The sequence below is a fragment of the Neopoerus faecalis genome (assembly GCF_029218125.1).
Lineage (GTDB): Bacteria > Bacillota > Clostridia > Oscillospirales > Oscillospiraceae > Oscillibacter > Oscillibacter faecalis_A.
The window spans coordinates 64,624-81,881 of the sequence record NZ_JARFXX010000001.1 but is presented as its reverse complement, the minus strand read 5'-3'; the positions used below and the strand labels follow the sequence as shown (position 1 = coordinate 81,881).

The following is a 17,258-nucleotide window of genomic DNA, read 5'->3' as shown; positions in this document are numbered from 1 at the left end:
GTCCTTGCTTTATTTAGAAAAGCGTTACAGCTTCTTTAGCAGATAATCGCCGAATTCGGCGCAGGAGGCTCCATCCCGGTGACCGGTCATGACCACGCGGCGCTCCGTTTCCGTGCACAGGTGCATGGCGGCGGCAAGGCGGTCGGCCTTGTCAGCCATGGAAATGTGCCGCAACAGCAGCTCCGCCGCCTTCAGGATGCTGGAGGGATTGGCGTAATCCCCCTCTCCGTCGGCAATGAGCCGGGGAGCGGTGCCGTGCACGGCCTCAAACATGGCGTACCGGCTGCCGGTGTTGGCGCTGCCGGCGGTACCGACGCCGCCTTGAATTTGTGCGGCCTCATCTGTGATGATGTCGCCGTAGAGATTTGGCAGTACAAATACCTGAAATTTGCTGCGGATTTCCGGGTTCACCAGGTTGGCGGTCATGATGTCGATGTACCAGTCCTCGGCGGTGATCTCCGGGTACTCCGCCGCGACCTCGTGGCAGATTCGGGAGAAGCTGCCATCGGTTTTCTTCATGATATTGGCCTTGGTGACAATAGCTACGTTGGTTTTTCCGTTGGCGCGGGCAAAGGCGAAGGCCGCTCTGGCAATGCGCCGGGTTCCGGCGTCCGTTGTGACCTTGAAATCCATGGCCAGCTTGCCGGGAATTTCAATGCCCCGGCTCCCAAGGGCGTATTCGCCCTCGGTATTTTCCCGGAAGAAGGTCCAGTCAATGCCCGCCTCCGGGACGGAGACAGGCCGCACATTGGCGTAGAGGTCCAGCTCCCGGCGCATGGCCACGTTGGCGCTTTCCAGCGTGCCGCCCTTGGGAGTCTCCGTGGGGCCTTTCAAAAGCACATCACAGGCTTTGATGGTGGATAGAACGTCATCGGGGATGGCCTTCCCCTGTGCCGTGCGGTTTTCAATGGTCAGGCCCTCAATATCGCGCAGCTCTACCCGTCCACTCCGAAGCTCCGCCGCCAGCAGACGTTCCAGGACCCGCCGGGCCTGCGTCATGATGATGGGGCCGATTCCGTCGCCGGGAATGAGGCCGATAACGATGTGCTCCATTTTGGAAAAATCCTTGGCAGGCTCGCCCTGCTCCATCCGCGTCTGCCGTTGGAGCTGCTGGGCCAGCAGCTCCCGGAAATGGGCTGCTGCATCATTGAGAATTGCTTCGTAATCTGCCATCAGTCGGTTCCCTCCTTCGTATAGCTCAGCAGCCCGCCGGCCCGCAGCATGGCGGCCTGCCGCTTTGTAAAGCTGCCATGGACGGGAATGGCGCGGTTCCCGGCGTGAAGCGTCATTTCGCCGCTGTCCAGACCGGCGTCAATGCCGGTGAGCGTCAGGGTCTCGCCCTGTGTCAGCCGGTCATAGTCCGCCGGGTCCGCAAAGGTCAGAGGCAGAATACCGGCGTTGATAAGGTTGGCGGCGTGAATCCGGGCAAAGCTCTTGGCTATGACCGCCCGGACACCCAGATACAGCGGCACCAGCGCCGCGTGCTCCCGGGAGGAGCCCTGTCCGTAGTTGCTGCCACCCACGATGATGCTCTGACCGGCCTCCTTGGCCCGCTGGGAAAAGCTCTTGTCACATACGGCAAAGCAAAATTCCGAGAGCTTGGGGATGTTGGAGCGGTAGGGCAGAATTTTGGCTCCGGCGGGCATGATATGGTCTGTGGTGATATTGTCGCCGACCTTCAGCGTCAGCTCGGCGGTGATGCTGTCCCCAACAGGTGTTCCCTGCGGGAAGGGCTTGATATTCGGCCCCCGCAGAACCTCCACCTCCCCGGCGGCCTCCGGGGAGGCAGGGGCCAGCACGGCACTGTCATCAATGAGGAAGTGGTCGGGCATCTCCACATGAAGGGCGTCCAGTCCCAGATCGCGAGGGTCGGTGATCTCGCCGGTGAGGGCAGAGGCCACAGCCGTTTCCGGGGATACCAGATAGACCTTGGCATCGGCGGTACCGCTGCGCCCCTCAAAATTGCGGTTGAAGGTCCGCAGGCTCACGCCGCCGGAGTTGGGGGAGAAGCCCATGCCGATGCAGGGGCCGCAGGCACATTCCAGCAGCCGCACGCCGGAGGACAGAATATCCGACAGCGCGCCGCAGTCGGCCAGCATGGTCAATACCTGCCGGGAGCCGGGGGAGACGGACATACTGACGGTGGGGGCAACGGTTTTTCCTTTCAGCATGGCGGCGGCCTTGAGCATATCGTACAGAGAGGAATTGGTGCAGGAGCCGATGCAGACCTGATCCACCTTGGTGCCCTTCAGGCTGCGGACGGTAACAACATTGTCCGGCATGTGGGGACAGGCAATCAGCGGCTCCAGCGTATCAAGGTCAATGGAAATGACCCGGTCATAATCCGCGTCCGAATCGGCGGCAAGGGGGGTAAAATCGGCTTCCCGGCCCTGTGCCTTTAAAAAGGCGCGGGTCACCTCATCAGAGGGGAAAATAGAGGTGGTAGCGCCCAGCTCCGTTCCCATATTGGTGATGGTGGCACGCTCCGGCACGGACAGACTGGCAATGCCGGGGCCGCCCCACTCGATGACATGGCCCACACCGCCCTTGACGGAGAGGATACGCAGCAGCTCAAGGCTGATGTCCTTGGCGGTGACAAAGGGCCGCAGCGTGCCGGTGAGCTCCACCCGGATGACCTTCGGCATATTGATGTAGTACGCGCCGCCGCCCATGGCCACGGCCACATCCATACCGCCGGCGCCGAAGGCCAGCATCCCGATGCCGCCAGCGGTGGGGGTGTGGCTGTCGGAGCCAATCAGGGTCTCTCCGGGAACGCCGAAGCGCTCCAGATGGACCTGATGACAGATGCCGTTGCCGGGACGGGAGAACCAGATGCCGTGCTTTGCGGCAACGGTCTGAATATAGCGGTGGTCATCGGCGTTTTCAAAGCCGGATTGCAGTGTGTTGTGGTCCACGTAGGCGACAGACCGCTTTGTCCGCACCCGGTCAATTCCCATGGACTCAAATTCCAGATAGGCCATGGTACCGGTGGCGTCCTGCGTCAGTGTCTGGTCGATTCGCAGAGCCACCTCGGCGCCCGGCTCCGTGCTGCCGCTCACAAGATGCGCTTCGATGAGCTTTTGCGTCAGGCTCTTTCCCATATCAGTTTTCCCCCTTCTGCGTAATTCCGGCGATGTTGGCCCGGGCGTTGGCCACATGGCGCAGGGCGGCCTCTGCCGCGGCCTTGCCATCGTGCGCCGCCAGCGCGGTATAGATGGCGGTGTGCTCCTCCAGCGCGTGTACCGCGCGGCTGTGCTTTGTAATGGACGCCTTGCGGTATTTGATGATCTTCTTATGCAGGGAGATGAGGGTATCGGTAAAGGGGCGGCTGCCGCAGCTTTGGTACAGCAGCTCATGGAACCGGGAATCCAGATTTTTGATCTGGTCGGAGTTTTCCCCAGGCTCCCGCTCACTTTCAATATAGAACTTCTGAAGGCCCAGCGTTTCCTTCATCTCCCGGAGGGTGTCATCGGAGATGGCAACCGCCGCACGCTCTGCGGCGATGCCCTCAAGCCGTTGGCGAATCTCGTAGATGTCCAGCATATCCTCCCGGGAGATGCCGACTACCACCATGCCACGGCTGGTGTCCTCCAAAATATGCTCCTGCTCCAAGCGGCGGACAGCCTCCCGGATGGGCGTCCGGCTGACGCCCAGCTCTCCGGACAGCCGCAGCTCGCTGAGCACCTCTCCCTGCGGGTATTTCCCGGAGAGAATATCCCGCTCCAACTGCTCAAACACCTGATCCGCAATGGAAACAGGCTTGTGATCTCTCATCATGGTACTGCGCTCCTATCTTAATACTTGGACTTCAAGGCCCCGCCGGACAGCTCCGCGATTTTTCCCTCCAGCTCCTCATTGGAAAGGGCGGTGGTGCGGCCCCCGGCGTATTGGGCGTCCACCCAGTCCTTCAGCTTTTCCACCAGCGCATCGTGCTTGTTGAGCTGACGTTCGCCCTTCAGGCGGTAGTTCTGGTTGATCCAGTAGGCGATTCCGGCAAGGCCGGAGGTCTTGCTCACCGCCACAGCGGCGGGACGGTCCAGCAGCTTCTCCGTGTTGAAAATGTTGTAGATCTCCTCGTCCTTCAAAAGCCCGTCGGCGTGAATGCCCGCCCGGGTGACGTTGAAGTTCCGGCCCACAAACGGCGTCATGGGCGGGATGCGGTAGCCGATCTCGCGCTCGAAATAATCCGCGATCTCCGTAATGGCGGTGGGGTCCATGCCATCCAGAGAACCCCGCAGAGAGGCGTATTCAAATACCATGGCCTCCAGCGGCACGTTGCCGGTGCGCTCGCCGATGCCCAGCATGGAGCAGTTGACGCCGCTGGCACCGTACAGCCATGCGGTAGCGGCGTTGGAGACCGCCTTATAGAAGTCATTGTGGCCGTGCCATTCCAGATATTCACTCTCGACGCCGGAGTAGTGCTGCAGGCCGTAAATAATACCCGGAACACTGCGGGGCAGGGCTACCTCTGTGTAGGGCACGCCGTAGCCCATGGTGTCGCAGGCCCGGATGCGGACGGGAATCCCGGCCTCCCGGGACAGCTCCATCAGCTCATTGACAAAGGGGACTACAAAGCCGTAGAAATCCGCACGGGTAATGTCCTCCAGATGGCACCGGGGCATGACGCCGGCATCGAAGGCATCCTTCACCGTGGCAAGGTAATAGTCCAGCGCCTGTCGACGGGTCATCTGCATTTTCTTGAAGATGTGATAGTCGCTGCACGAAACGAGAATTCCGGTTTCCTTGATGCCAAGGTCCTTTACCATGCGGAAATCCTCCCGCGTGGCGCGAATCCATGTGGTGATCTCCGGGAACCGCAGCCCCAGCGCCTGACAGCGCTCAATGGCCTCTCGGTCCCGCTTGCTGTAAATAAAGAACTCCGTTTGCCGGATAAGGCCGTAGGGCCCGCCCAGCTTGCTCAGGAGCTTGAACAGGTGCTCGATCTGCTCCGGGGTGTAGGGGTTCATGGATTGCTGACCGTCCCGGAAAGAGGTGTCGGTGATCCAGATATCTGCCGGCATGGACATGGGCACCCGCCGGTGGTTGAAGGCCACCTTGGGGACCTCATCGTAGTTGTATACATCCCGGTACAGCACCGGGTCCTTTACATCCTGAAGGGAGTAACGGTAGTCATTTTCTTCCAGCAGATTTGTTTTTGATGATAATTCAAGCATAGCGGTCTCCTTCCCGGCAGGTTCTCCTGCAAGATTGTATATCTGTATACATATATACACCGCAGCGGATAAAATGTCCATACGTCCGCAATAATTTTATGAAATTTTACCAGTCAATTTTTGTGGCATGAGCGTTCATCACGCAAATGTCCGCCAAAGGCGGAGACAAAAGCAGTCTGCGCTCATATTCTTGTGCGCTCTGCCTGCGGGTGCTCTGCCAGCCAGCCTTAGCCGCATACACCGGTCGGCGATGGATTGCAGGTGGTTTTTACCCTTAAGCCGCAGGCGGGCTGACACACGCGAAGCAGAGAGAAAATTACCGGGGGATACGCGCCTGCCGGCGCATATTTCTCGGCCAAAGGTATTGGAAAGCAAAAAAATACAGAGGATCGAACGATCCTCTGTATTTTTTTGCTTGGAAGTCCCTTCGATTACAAACCCGTCAGGCTGGGCAGCCAGGTGACGATCTGGGGGAAGAGCACCAACAGAATTGCGGTGACGATCAGACCGCCCACATAGGGAAGAACTTCGCGGCTGATCTTCTCAATAGAGACCTTGCCGATATCGCAGGCAACGAACAGGCACAGGCCCACAGGAGGCGTAACCTGACCGATAGCCAGCACGAACACCAGGAACACGCCGAAGTAGCAGATGTCGATGTTCATGGCCTGAACCACGTTGACGAAGATGGGGGTCAGCAGAATAACGGCCACGGCGTTATCGAGGAAGCAGCCGGCAATCAGCAGCACGATCATAATCAGGAACATGATCATGGTGGGGTTGGTGGTCAGGCTGGTCATCAGGATAGCGAGCTTCTGCGGAATCTGCTCACTGGAGAGCAGATAGCTGAAGATGTGGGCGTTTGCCACAAGGAACAGAATGGAAGCGGTGGAGGAGGCGGAAGCAGACAGCACATGGATAAAGTCCTTCCAGCCCATGTTGCGATACACGAAGGCGCTGACGATAATGCCGTAGAACACAGCGATGGCAGCAGCCTCGGTGGGGGTGAACAGACCGGAATAGATACCGCCCAGAATAATGACGGGCATCAGCAGAGCCCAGATACCGTTCTTGAAAGCGGTGGCGACCTCCTTGGCAGTGACACGCTCGGTACCGACATAGCCGCGCTTCTTGGAAATGACATAGTTGATGATGATAATGACTGCGGTCATCAGCAGGCCGGGGCCGACGCCACCGATGAACATTTTACCGACGGAGGCGTTTGCCAGCGTGCCGTACATAACCATGGTGTTGCTGGGGGGGATGATCAGACCGATGGTACCGGAGGCGGCGACCACAGCGGCGGTGAAGGCCTTATCGTAGTTGCGCTTCTCCATCTCGGGCACCATAACGGCGCCGATAGCGGAGGTGGTAGCGGGGGCGGAACCGGAGATAGCACCGAAGAAGGTGGAGGACAGCGTTGCCACGTGAGCAAGGCCGCCGGGCATCCGGCCCACCAGCGTTGCGGCCATATCGGTCAGGCGCTTGGAAACGCCGCCGCGGGCCATAACGTTACCGGCAAACACGAAGAAGGGGATTGCCAGCAGGGTGAAGGAGTCGATGGCGCGGAACGTTTTCTGCACCAGATTGATAACGGGGATTGCGCCTGTGGTCATAACCGCCGTGAAGGAGGAAATGGACAGGGCGAAAGAAATGGGGACACCGATGAACAGCAGCAGGAAGAAGCTGACCAGCAGAACAATTACCAGCATATTACTTTACCTCCCGCTTTCCGGTGGCAACGCCCCAGATTTTTTCGATCTCAAACAGAATGTACACAATGTAGTTCAGGGGAATCTGGAAGAAGACCCAGCTCATCTTGATCCAACGGATGTTAGTGGTGGTGGAGCCGGTGTTATTATACTTAATCACCATCATGGTAGAATAATAGCAGACGATGCAGCAGAAGACCGCGACGATGATGTAAGTAATGATAGCTAAAGCCTTGCGGGCCTTGGGACTTTTCTTTTCAATGATGCCGGTGATAGCGGTCACGCTCAGGTGACCATCGTTGCGAAGCACGTTGGCGGCGCCGAAATAGGTCAGCCAGCTGAACGCATAAATCGTAAATTCCTCAAGCCAGGGCACACTCACGCCGGCCTCCCGGAAAATGACCTCAAAGAGCGTCCAAATGCTCATCAGGCCAAGGAGGATCATCATGATGACGTTGTATACCTTGGTGATGCCGGTATTAAACTTGACCAAGCCGTTATACATACGATACCTACTTTCCTTTTGGTTGGATTGTCCATAAATGCTTGCGGGATACGTATAGGCGCGCCTACACGTATCCCGCAAGGCTATCTCTCTATTCTACTCTGCGATATAATGCGATGGAATGCTTGAAAAATGTACGGACCGAGCTCAGATCTTCAGAGCGGCAGCCTCGGTGTAGTTAGCCTCGTAAGAAGCGTTGGTCTCGGCAGCGAACTCCTTCCAGAGCTCACGATCGGGATCGATAACGGTCATCTGGCCCTCCAGATACTCGCGGTTCTCAGCGTCGGTATCCTTAGCATGCTGATAAGCCCACTTGGAAGCCTCGAGACCGGCCTCCTGGAACATGGCCTGATCCTCAGCAGACAGGCTGTCGAACAGCTCCTTGGACATGACCAGAGGCTCAGCAGTGTGAGAGTGCATGGTCACGCACATATAGCTCTGGACCTCGTAGAACTTCTTATCGCGGATGTTGGCGAAGGGGTTCTCCTCGGCCTCGCAGGTGCCAAGCTGAAGAGCCTGATACAGCTCGGAGAAGGACACGTTGGTGACAACGGCGCCGGCGTTGGTGAACATGGCGCGCAGAGGCTCGTTGGTCATGACGCGGATCTTCAGACCGGCCAGATCCTGAGGAGTATTGATCTCCTTGTTGGCGGTGATGTTACGGAAGCCGTTCTCGAAGAAGGAGATAACGAACATCCCCTTATCCTCCAGCTTGCCGGAGAGGTAAGCGCCCAGCTCACCGTTGAGGTTCTCATCAACGTCATCAACGTCATCGAACAGGAAGGGCAGGCCCACATAGCCCCACTCGGGAGCGTACTTGGCCAGAATGTCATCGGAAGTAACAGCCAGATCCAGAGTGCCCAGAGAAACGGCGTCCAGAACCTCTTCCTGAGAGCCCAGAGCGTTTGCGGCGAAGATGTCGATGACGTACTTGCCGCCGGACTTCTCCTCGACCAGCTCAGCAAACTTCTTGCTCATCAGGTCATAGGGGCCGCCCTCAGCAGAGGGATGGCTCAGCTTGAAGTGGACCGCCTCGGTGTTGGCGGAGTCACCGGTGTTGGCGGCATCGCCGCTGGTGGAACCGCCGGAGCTGCTGCCGCCGCAGGCGGCCAGAGATGCGACCATTGCGACAGAGAGAAGCAAAGACCAAAACTTTTTCATAACTTTCCTCCTAAAAATATGATGGTACAAAATGGACCATGCGGTACGCACCGCCAGACGGAAACCCGTTCCTTGGGGTGTACCGCTGGTAACACTCTAATCCAGAATGCACAACTGCGTCAATTCGGTGAAAAGTACCAGTAATTTTGACGCCGATTTGTTTCTGACAGAGCATGAAAAACAGCCGTGGAACAATTTGAAGCGATTTTAAAACCGTTCGCAGAGAAAAAACACAGAAGCAATTTTGCAATTGCTGAACAAAAGACGGTCAAACTGCACAAAAAGATGTCCCACTTTTGTGGAAACTGGGGGATTTCTCTCGAAAAAACTGCTGGAGAGCGGAAAAGAAATTTGCTTAAAATGCGCCCAGAGACTTGAACAGGAAACACCAGAGGAACAGCGTAAAGGGGCAAAGAGTGCTGGTGACAACGATGAGCGCGCCGGAAAGCTCCACATCGCCGCCCAGTTGGCGGGTCATGGCAAAGGAGGAAACGGCGGTAGAGGTGGCGAACACACCCAGCAGCGCCGCAAATTCCATACCCCGGAAGCCAAGGCAGTAGCCCAGCGTCAGGAAGATAGCGGGCATGACCAGCAGCTTCATGGACGCGCCTAAAACTACCTGTTTGCGGTAACGGGACAGCGCGTCAAAACGGAAGAAGGCACCCAGCAGAAACAGCATCATGGGCGTTGACACAGCGGCCATCTGCCGCACCGCCGTCTGAACGAAGCGAGGCAGGGGGACGCGGAGCCACAGGCAGAGCAGTCCTGCTGCCGTGGAGAGAATCAGCGGATTTTTCAATACCTTTATAAATATGCTCCGGAAGCTGACGCGCCCGCCGCCGTACAGGGACAGCACCACCACCGCCAGCACGTTGAACAGCGGGATGACAATGGCGCCGAGTACCGCCACGGAGCCGACGCTGCCATCGGGCACCAGCGTTTCCGCGATGTAAAGCCCGATGAGCACAAAATTGGAACGGAATATACCCTGCGTCATAACGCCCCGCTGCTCCCTGGGCAGCAGCTTGGAGGACAGCGCGAGGCCGATGCCGCAGGACGTCAGCACACCCAATGCGGAAAAGAGAATCAGCCCCGGACGAACGGCGGTGCTCAAATCGGAAAAGTAAATGCTTTTAAATTGATTGACCGTGAGAAAGAAATTGAAGACCACCGAATTGAACCGGGATACGTCCTGACTGTCGATTTGCTTAAGCCTGCGGGCAAGGTAGCCTGCCGCCAGATAGAGAAGGAGAGGTGCGGTGGCGTCCAGGCAGATTTGAAAATTTCCCATACTGTGCTCCTTTTGCCGGTTCTCCGGCATTTTTTCGTCTTGCCCCGCGTTTGCGGAGCGATTAAATTATCTTTCAGTATAGGTAGAGCGGCAAATTTTGTCAAATCCTAAACGTTAGAATTGACAAAAAACCGTTTCGGCATATAATCTAAACTACAAATAGGAACAGAGGAGGGCTTCATTTATGGACATCACTCTGAAGATCGGCACCCGCAGCGAAACGGTGCAGGTGCCGGAGGCAAATCTGCAGGGCATCCTGACGCCCAACGAGGTGCCGGTGGCGCTGACCGGCGAGGCGGAGGTCCGGCGGGCGCTGAACGAGCCCATCGGTACGCCCCGGCTGCGGGACATCGTGCACCCCGGCGAGAAGATTGCCATCATCACCAGCGATATTACCCGCCCCATGCCCACATGGAAGGTGATGCCCGCCCTGCTGGACGAGCTGTATGACGCCGGTGTCAAGCGGGAGGACATTACGCTGGTGTTCGCCCTCGGCAGTCACCGCTGCCATACGGAGGAGGAGCAGCGCCATCTGGCCGGAGACCGTGCGTGGAGTGAGATCACCTGCGTGGACGGCAACACGGCGGACTGCGTACATATCGGCGTGACCTCCCGGGGCACGCCGGTGGATATTGTCCGAACCGTGGCGGAGGCGGACCGCCGCATCTGCCTCGGCAATATTGAATATCACTACTTTGCCGGTTATTCCGGCGGCGCCAAGGCCATCATGCCCGGCGTTTCTACCCGGGCGGCGATTCAGGCCAACCACAGCCGCATGGTGGAGGAAACTGCCCATGCCGGCAAGCTGGAGGGCAACCCCGTCCGGGAGGATATTGAGGAGGCCGCCGCCATGGTGGGGGTGGACTTCATCGTAAACGTGGTGCTGGACGCGCAAAAAGAGATCATTCGGGCTGTAGCAGGCGATGTGACTGCCGCGCACCGGGTCGGCTGCGCCTTTTTGGACACCCTGTACCGCAAGGAGATTCCGCAGCGGGCGGACATCGTTTTAGTGTCGCAGGGCGGCGCCCCCAAGGATTTGAACCTCTACCAGACCCAGAAGGCGCTGGACAACGCCAAGCACGCGGTCAAGCCCGGCGGCGTGGTGGTGCTCATCGGCTCCTGCAAGGAGGGGCTGGGCGAAAAGACCTTTGAAGAATGGCTCACCACCGCCCCCACGCCCCATTCTCTTATCGAGCGAATCAAAAAGGAGTTCCGGCTGGGCGGCCATAAGGCGGCGGCCATTGCCATGGTTCTGGAAAAGGCGGATATCTACCTTGTCAGCGATATGGAGGACGCGCTGGTGGAGCGGCTGTTCATGAAGCCGTTCCACAGCGTACAGGTGGCCTATGATGCCGCTGCGGAAAAGTGCGGCGCCAATGCCTCGGTGCTGGTGATGCCCTACGGCGGCTCCACGCTGCCGCGTGTGGCGGAATAAGTTTCTTTCCGGCACTTCCGCCGGAGCAAATACGATAAACGGAGGAGAAAACAATGGATTACGCAAAGGAATCTCTGAGACTGCACTATGAGTGGAAGGGCAAGCTGGAGGTCACGCCCCGTGCGGCAGTGGACAGCAAGGACGCGCTTTCGCTGGCCTACACCCCCGGTGTGGCCCAGCCCTGCCTCGAAATTCAGAAGGATGTCAACAAGAGCTATGAGCTGACCCGCCGCTGGAACACCGTGGCCGTTGTGACGGACGGTACTGCCGTTCTGGGCCTTGGCGACATCGGCCCCGAGGCCGGTATGCCCGTTATGGAGGGCAAGTGCGTTCTGTTCAAGGCATTCGGTGATGTGGACGCCATCCCTCTGTGCATCCGCAGCAAGGATGTGGACGAGATCGTCAACACCGTGGCTCTGCTGGCCGGCTCCTTCGGCGGCGTGAATCTGGAGGACATTGCCGCGCCCCGCTGCTTTGAGATTGAGAAGAAGCTGAAGGAGCGCTGCGATATCCCCATTTTCCACGATGACCAGCACGGCACCGCCGTCATCACGCTGGCGGGCCTGACCAATGCGCTGAAGGTTGTAAACAAGAAGATGGACGAGATCAAGGTTGTCATCAACGGCGCTGGTGCCGCCGCTATCGCCATCGGCAAGCTGCTGCTTTCCGCCGGTGTGAAGGATTTGGCGCTCTGCGACCGCAGCGGCGCTGTATATGAGGGCCGCCCCAAGGGCATGAACCCTATTAAGGACGAGATGGCCAAGGTCACCAACCTCTCCAAGAAGGCGGGCAGCCTTGCCGATATGCTGGTGGGGGCCGATGTGTTCATTGGCGTGTCCGCTCCCGGCGCTGTGACCACCGAAATGGTGAAGACCATGAACCATGACGCCATTATCTTTGCCTGCGCCAACCCCACCCCGGAGATTTTCCCCGACGATGCCAAGGCCGGCGGCGCCAAGGTCATTTCCACCGGTCGTAGCGATTTCCCCAACCAGATCAACAACGTGCTGGCGTTCCCCGGTATCTTCCGCGGCGCGCTGGACGCCCGTGCCAGTGACATCAATGACGCTATGAAGATCGCCGCCGCCAAGGCGCTGGCGGGATTGATCTCCGATGAGGAGTTGAACGCCGACTACATCATCCCCGCCGCCTTCGATCCCCGGGTGAAGGACGCCGTGGCCAATGCTGTCAAGCAGGCCGCCTACGATTCCGGCGTGGCCCGCATCTGAGCTGCTCGGACACACAACATATAAATACAAAAAGAAGCAGCGCTCCGCCATTCGGCGGGGCGCTGCTCTTTTTTATTCGATGGGTTCGGGACTGTCTGTATCTTCCCCGGCATCGGAGACACCGGCCTTTTTCTGAATACGCCACAGCGTTGTGCGGCCAAGGCCCAGCTTATCGGCAATGACGCTGTTGTTGTACTTTAAAATGCGCTTCATTGCGGCAACACCTGCCAGAACCTCCTCCGGCGGGCTGTTGGCTGCGTCCGTCAGGGCTGGGTATTGCCGGTAGATGTCGGAGAGCAGCTCGTCCTCGCCGATGGCGCGGATGAGAATCTGCTGCTTGGCACTGGGAGAGGGATTCATGGCCTGCTGGTAAAGGAGGATATACCGCTTGCTGACAGCGGAAAGAGAAATGAGGTTAGCGGGCCAAGAGTAAAAGGACAAAATTTCCTCCAGCTCCTTCTGCGTCCGGGGCGGCATCAGAATGGACTCTCGCAGCAGAAAGAAGCGGAACAGGGTGGATACATCCTCCTGCCGGTCCTTTAGAAGCGGCAGATTCAAGGAAAAAACAGAGAGCTGGTCCCACAGGTCCCGGGGAATCCGGCGGCGCTCCTCCGGCGTTACCAGCGCTAAAAGCCGCGCGCTGAAAGGTATCGTGGTTACGCCGCCCACGGCGAAATAGGAGTGCTGAAGAAGCACCTGTCGCAGACAGGAGAAAAACGCTTCGGAGGCGTCTCCCAAGCCCTGCAAGGCAATGGTGCCGCCGCCGGCCAGCTCAAAAAGGCCCATCCGGGGCTTGGCGCCGTCATCGCTGCCGAACAGTACCCGGGCGGCATCCTGCTGGGCAATGGTCCCGGCGTTGATGACAATATATGGCTTTTTGGCCCGGGGAGAACCGTTGTGGATGCACTGGGCGAAAAAGCTCTTGCCGGTGCCGTTTTCGCCGATGAGGGCCACAGGGTCCTCCATTTCCGCCAGCGTTTTGCCCTCCGCCACCACCCGCCGGATGACGGAGGAGGTGCCGAGGACGTCTTTCCACTGGTGATGGGCAAAAAATTCCCGGGTGCTGTCCATTTTCTTGCGGCGGGAGTTATCCGCCTGTAAGGTTGTGAGCATCCCGATCTGCTGGTCGCCCTGCAAAAGCCGGGTCTGGATGCAGCGCACCATGGCTCCGTCAAAGAGGTGCTTGCGGTCGGACTGAATCTGTCCGCTTTTATAAAACGCTGCATAGGAAAGGGAGGGAATCACATCGGAGAGGAACTGGCCCCGGAGTTTCTGCTCCTGAAAGCCGGTGAGCTTCTTCGCCTGCTTATTGAAGGTGGTGATGCGCCCGTTTTCATCCGTGATGATGATTCCGGCAGGCACATTGCGGATGATGGCGTTAGTAATGGACTCCTTCCGGGAGGCGGATTGCAGCTCTGCCGCCAGATTGCGGGCCTGATCGATGCTGGAACGAATGGTGTACTCGCCCTCGTAGATCAAAATGCCCTTCAGACCCAGCCGCTCGGCAATCTCGTTGGCAAGGGCCGCACCGATGACGCAGTCGCAGTCCGTATGGGAGAGGTTATACTCCAGCTCCGTTTCACTTTGATAGTAAATGGTGTGGATGGGAATTTTCGTGAGGCTCTGAAGTACATCGAAATCCACCTTCCGGCTTTTGCGGTGAACCGTCACGGCGATTTTTTTCGCCCCCAGCTCCTTGGCCCGCTGAAGGCAGTACAGATAGTCGGACATATCGATGTGCAGCTCGATAAGATGCTCATAAAACCGCCGCTTGAACTCCTCGGCATTGGCGGAGCCGGCCACAAAGACCTGACAGCCTTCGCTGATGGCCTCGTTGACCGCCTGTACCAGTGTTTCAATGGAGCACTCTTTTAAAATGATAGTTGTATCGGAATAATTCAGGTGCTCAATGACCTGATGCGCCAATTCTCCCAGTTTTTTATAGCCGAGAAAGCAGATTTTGTAAGTATCAGACAAACCGTTCCCTCCCATGTTACGGAAAAACGCTCCCTGCATCGGGGAAATATGTTTCACTGCTTCAAATATACCACAAGACGGAACAAAAGTGAACTGAATTTTTCACGTTCGACAAACAATTGACCCGTCAAGGCCGAAAATATAAAATAATCGTGCAAGCGCAAACCGCCGTAAGGCGGGTTTTTTAAGATTTTCAACAGGAGGTCATATTTGGTATGGAAGGTTTGTTGGATGGAGTCGTAGTGCTGGACCTTGGCCGCGTGCTGGCCTGCCCCTATGCCGCAACGCTGTTGGCGGACATGGGCGCAACGGTCATCAAGATCGAAAATCCCAAGGGCGGCGATGATACCCGGAAGATGGGCCCCTTCGTCAACGGTAACAGCGTGTATTACGCCAACTTCAACCGCGGCAAGATCGGCGTGACGCTGAACCTGAAGGAGCCGGAGGGCAAGGAAATTTTCAAGGAAATGGTCAAGAAGGCCGATGTGGTTCTGGAGAACTACCGTCCCGGCACCATGGAAAAGCTGGGCCTTGGCTATGATGTGCTCAAGGAGGTCAACCCCGGCATTGTGTACGGCGCCGTGTCCGGCTTCGGTCACACCGGCCCTCTGAGCAAGCGCGCCGGCTATGATATCGTCGGTCAGGCCATGGGCGGCCTGATGAGCACCAGCGGCTGGCCCAACAGCCCCGCTACCCGTTCCGGCACCCCCATGGGCGATGTGCTGGGCGCTTTGAACATGACCGTCGGTGTGCTGGCGGCTCTTGTGAACAAGCAGAAGACCGGCCTTGGCGAAAAGGTGGATGTGGCTCTGGTGGACTCCGTGGCCGCTTCCATGGAGAACATCACCATGATCTATCAGTCCACCGGCCGTATCCCTCAGAGAATCGGCAACCGCTATGAGTCTACTTATCCGTATGATACCTTCCCCGCCAGCGATGGCGATGTGGTCATCGCCGCCGGCAACAACAAGCTCTATGGCATCCTGTGCGATGTGATGGAGCGTCCCGACCTGAAGACCGATCCCCGTTTCCTTGAGGTCAAGGACCGTGTTGCCAATCACGATGCTCTCCGCGCTGAGATTTGCCCGTGGACCCAGAAGCACACCATCGACGAGGTGGATAAGATGCTCAATGATGCCGGCTGCCCCGCCTGCCCCGTGAACACCATCGACCGTCTGGTGGTAGACCCTCAGATCGCCGGCGCCCGCGGTATGTTCCCCGAGATCGACCAACCCGGCATCGGCAAGCTGCAGATCACGGCAATCCCCCAGCATCTGACCCGCACCAGCACCCAGCCCCGCAAGGCCGCGCCTCTGCTGGGTGAGGACAACGCCAAGGTTTATGGCGAGATGCTGGGTCTGGACGAGGCCAAGCTGGCTGAGCTGAAGGAAAAGGGCGTTATCTAAGCCCTGCGGATAAGATATCAGGAGGAAATTGAGCTATGGAAAAGAAGAAAATCAATATTATCGAGGTTGGTCCCCGTGACGGCTTCCAGTCCGTCAGAGGTGACTTTATTCCCACGGAGTTGAAAAAGGAAATCATCGACCTGCTGGTGGATGCCGGCGTGAAGCATCTGGAGTACACCTCTTTCGTCAGCCCCAAGGCCATTCCCCAGCTGGCTGACGCCGCTGAGGTCAGCGAGTATGTGCTGAGCAAGTACCCCGACCTTGACCTGATGGTGCTGGTGCCAAATATGCGCGGCGCCACCAACGCTCACAATCTGGGCGTGAAGAAGGTCTGCAATGTGGTCTCCTACAGCGCCAGCCACAACAAGGCCAATATCAACCGTACCCACGAGGAGTCTCTGAACGCCTATCGCGAGATGGTGGAGGCTTACCCCGATATGGAGTGCGTGCTGGATCTGGCCACCACCTTCGGCTGCCCCTTCGAGGGCAAGGGCGGCAAGTATCAGGACCCCGATGCCATCATGGAGTTCCTGCGCCCCTATAAGGAAGCCGGTATGAAGACCGTGAACTACTGTGATACCATCGGCGTTGCCGATCCCGAGCAGGTGAAGAAGGTCATCCGCGCCAGCCAGAAGGCATATCCCGATGTGCACATTCAGGTGCATCTGCATGATACCCGCGGCCTCGGCATGGTCAACGCCATGGCTGCCATCGAGTGCGGCGTAACGGATGTTCAGACCGCTCTGGCGGGCCTCGGCGGCTGCCCCTTCGCTCCCGGCGCCTCCGGCAACCTCTCCACCGAAGATACCGTCTGGATGCTCAACGAGGCCGGCTATGATACCGGCATCAACTTCTCCAAGATTCTGGCTGCCGCCAAGTATCAGGTCGGTAAGATTCCCGGCAACTACAGCGGCCACCACATCACCATCGACAAGGAGACCCCCTGCTGCTTCTAAGCAACATTCCGGGAATCGAATGAAAATCGAGACTGTCGATAAAGTGGTAAATTCTCCGCAACGGTAAGGAAGGGTGTGCGCGGGAAAACCAAGAAGGGTGTCCTGCGTCATTGAAATCCTTAGTTTTCAGAACTTTTATGAAGTTCTGAAAACTTGTTCAGCGGGGAGAAAAGACTTTTTCGACACACTGAAATCCCGCTCCTTTTTAAAGGAGCGGGATTTTTGCGCTGCGGCAGCGCGGATGGTCCAGTGCCGGACCGGAACTTTCTTGTTGGACGTCCGCGATGGGGCTGGTTTTCATCCCCTTGGCTTGTCGGCTGTACAGACACTGAGCGTCCACGGTACGAGGACATTCGGCGAACGAAGTCATAAAATCACCCGATTTTTAGCGGCGATTTTGCGGGAAAGGCGG

14 protein-coding genes are annotated in these 17,258 nt (G+C 57.8%); 5 read left to right on the top strand and 9 right to left on the bottom strand.

Annotated features, from left to right (window positions below; all coding sequences use genetic code 11):
• Positions 1–24: 24 nt before the first annotated feature.
• The 7 genes from PY311_RS00385 to PY311_RS00355 all read right to left on the bottom strand — a co-directional run bounded on the left by PY311_RS00385 (position 25) and on the right by PY311_RS00355 (position 8,552).
• Entirely contained in the window at positions 25–1,173 is a 1,149-nt protein-coding gene (locus PY311_RS00385; RefSeq protein ID WP_286146686.1) for an isocitrate/isopropylmalate family dehydrogenase, read from the bottom strand.
• Complete coding sequence (locus PY311_RS00380; RefSeq protein WP_286146685.1) at positions 1,173–3,101, bottom strand: aconitate hydratase; 1,929 nt, start codon at positions 3,099–3,101, stop codon at positions 1,173–1,175. Before PY311_RS00380 ends, PY311_RS00385 begins: the two co-directional genes overlap by 1 nt.
• Position 3,102: 1 nt before the next feature.
• A complete protein-coding gene (locus PY311_RS00375) occupies positions 3,103–3,777 on the bottom strand; it encodes a GntR family transcriptional regulator (RefSeq protein WP_286146684.1) in 675 nt (224 codons plus the stop codon).
• Between the two features lie 17 nt (positions 3,778–3,794).
• Positions 3,795–5,174, bottom strand: coding sequence for a hydroxymethylglutaryl-CoA lyase-like TIM-barrel protein (locus tag PY311_RS00370; RefSeq protein ID WP_286146683.1), 1,380 nt, complete (start codon positions 5,172–5,174; stop codon positions 3,795–3,797).
• Between the two features lie 431 nt (positions 5,175–5,605).
• Positions 5,606–6,886, bottom strand: a complete 1,281-nt coding sequence (locus tag PY311_RS00365) for a TRAP transporter large permease (RefSeq protein WP_286146682.1) — start codon at positions 6,884–6,886, stop codon at positions 5,606–5,608.
• Between the two features lies 1 nt (position 6,887).
• Positions 6,888–7,391 carry a TRAP transporter small permease gene (locus tag PY311_RS00360; RefSeq protein ID WP_286146681.1) on the bottom strand — a complete coding sequence of 168 codons (504 nt, stop codon included), beginning with the start codon at positions 7,389–7,391 and terminating at the stop codon, positions 6,888–6,890.
• A 147-nt stretch (positions 7,392–7,538) separates the two neighbouring features.
• Positions 7,539–8,552: a TRAP transporter substrate-binding protein gene (locus tag PY311_RS00355; RefSeq protein ID WP_286146680.1), complete on the bottom strand. Its 1,014-nt coding sequence runs from the start codon at positions 8,550–8,552 to the stop codon at positions 7,539–7,541.
• Between the two features lie 186 nt (positions 8,553–8,738).
• Here PY311_RS00355 and PY311_RS00350 point away from each other — a divergent pair, with 186 nt between their 5' ends.
• On the top strand, positions 8,739–8,930 hold the full coding sequence (locus PY311_RS00350; protein WP_286146679.1) for a hypothetical protein: 192 nt from the start codon (positions 8,739–8,741) through the stop codon (positions 8,928–8,930).
• Here the strand turns inward: PY311_RS00350 and PY311_RS00345 are convergent.
• The gene (locus tag PY311_RS00345) at positions 8,908–9,843 is read right to left on the bottom strand and encodes an AEC family transporter (protein ID WP_286146678.1); all 936 of its coding nucleotides are present in this window, start codon (positions 9,841–9,843) and stop codon (positions 8,908–8,910) included. The genes PY311_RS00350 and PY311_RS00345 overlap by 23 nt on opposite strands.
• Before the next feature lie 184 nt (positions 9,844–10,027).
• On the opposite strand from PY311_RS00345, the gene larAH6 reads away from it, so the two are divergent.
• Together larAH6 and PY311_RS00335 are read left to right on the top strand one after the other, a co-directional pair.
• A complete protein-coding gene (gene larAH6 / locus PY311_RS00340; RefSeq protein WP_286146677.1) occupies positions 10,028–11,278 on the top strand; it encodes a nickel-dependent malate racemase, LarAH6 family in 1,251 nt (416 codons plus the stop codon).
• A gap of 53 nt (positions 11,279–11,331) precedes the next feature.
• Positions 11,332–12,507: an NAD(P)-dependent malic enzyme gene (locus PY311_RS00335; RefSeq protein WP_286146676.1), complete on the top strand. Its 1,176-nt coding sequence runs from the start codon at positions 11,332–11,334 to the stop codon at positions 12,505–12,507.
• 72 nt (positions 12,508–12,579) lie between these two features.
• On the opposite strand, the gene PY311_RS00330 is transcribed toward PY311_RS00335, so the two are convergent.
• Positions 12,580–14,484 (bottom strand): PrpR N-terminal domain-containing protein, encoded by a 1,905-nt coding sequence (locus tag PY311_RS00330; RefSeq protein WP_286146675.1) that lies wholly within the window; start codon positions 14,482–14,484, stop codon positions 12,580–12,582.
• Positions 14,485–14,699: 215 nt separating this feature from the next.
• Between PY311_RS00330 and PY311_RS00325 the strand changes: the two genes are divergently transcribed.
• Together PY311_RS00325 and PY311_RS00320 are read left to right on the top strand one after the other, a co-directional pair.
• Complete coding sequence (locus tag PY311_RS00325; protein ID WP_286146674.1) at positions 14,700–15,890, top strand: CaiB/BaiF CoA transferase family protein; 1,191 nt, start codon at positions 14,700–14,702, stop codon at positions 15,888–15,890.
• A gap of 35 nt (positions 15,891–15,925) precedes the next feature.
• The gene (locus PY311_RS00320) at positions 15,926–16,846 is read left to right on the top strand and encodes a hydroxymethylglutaryl-CoA lyase (protein WP_286146673.1); all 921 of its coding nucleotides are present in this window, start codon (positions 15,926–15,928) and stop codon (positions 16,844–16,846) included.
• The last annotated feature ends 412 nt before the right edge of the window (positions 16,847–17,258 follow it).

Excerpts from the sequence above, each read along its gene's own strand:
- PY311_RS00375 (WP_286146684.1), bottom strand. The coding sequence starts at position 3,777 with ATGATGAGAGATCACAAGCCTGTTTCCATTGCGGATCAGGTGTTTGAG.
- PY311_RS00380 (WP_286146685.1), bottom strand. The coding sequence starts at position 3,101 with ATGGGAAAGAGCCTGACGCAAAAGCTCATCGAAGCGCATCTTGTGAGC.
- PY311_RS00355 (WP_286146680.1), bottom strand. The coding sequence starts at position 8,552 with ATGAAAAAGTTTTGGTCTTTGCTTCTCTCTGTCGCAATGGTCGCATCT.
- PY311_RS00335 (WP_286146676.1), top strand. The coding sequence starts at position 11,332 with ATGGATTACGCAAAGGAATCTCTGAGACTGCACTATGAGTGGAAGGGC.
- larAH6 (WP_286146677.1), top strand. The coding sequence starts at position 10,028 with ATGGACATCACTCTGAAGATCGGCACCCGCAGCGAAACGGTGCAGGTG.
- PY311_RS00360 (WP_286146681.1), bottom strand. The coding sequence starts at position 7,391 with ATGTATAACGGCTTGGTCAAGTTTAATACCGGCATCACCAAGGTATAC.
- PY311_RS00345 (WP_286146678.1), bottom strand. The coding sequence starts at position 9,843 with ATGGGAAATTTTCAAATCTGCCTGGACGCCACCGCACCTCTCCTTCTC.
- PY311_RS00365 (WP_286146682.1), bottom strand. The coding sequence starts at position 6,886 with ATGCTGGTAATTGTTCTGCTGGTCAGCTTCTTCCTGCTGCTGTTCATC.
- PY311_RS00385 (WP_286146686.1), bottom strand. The coding sequence starts at position 1,173 with ATGGCAGATTACGAAGCAATTCTCAATGATGCAGCAGCCCATTTCCGG.
- PY311_RS00320 (WP_286146673.1), top strand. The coding sequence starts at position 15,926 with ATGGAAAAGAAGAAAATCAATATTATCGAGGTTGGTCCCCGTGACGGC.
- PY311_RS00370 (WP_286146683.1), bottom strand. The coding sequence starts at position 5,174 with ATGCTTGAATTATCATCAAAAACAAATCTGCTGGAAGAAAATGACTAC.
- PY311_RS00325 (WP_286146674.1), top strand. The coding sequence starts at position 14,700 with ATGGAAGGTTTGTTGGATGGAGTCGTAGTGCTGGACCTTGGCCGCGTG.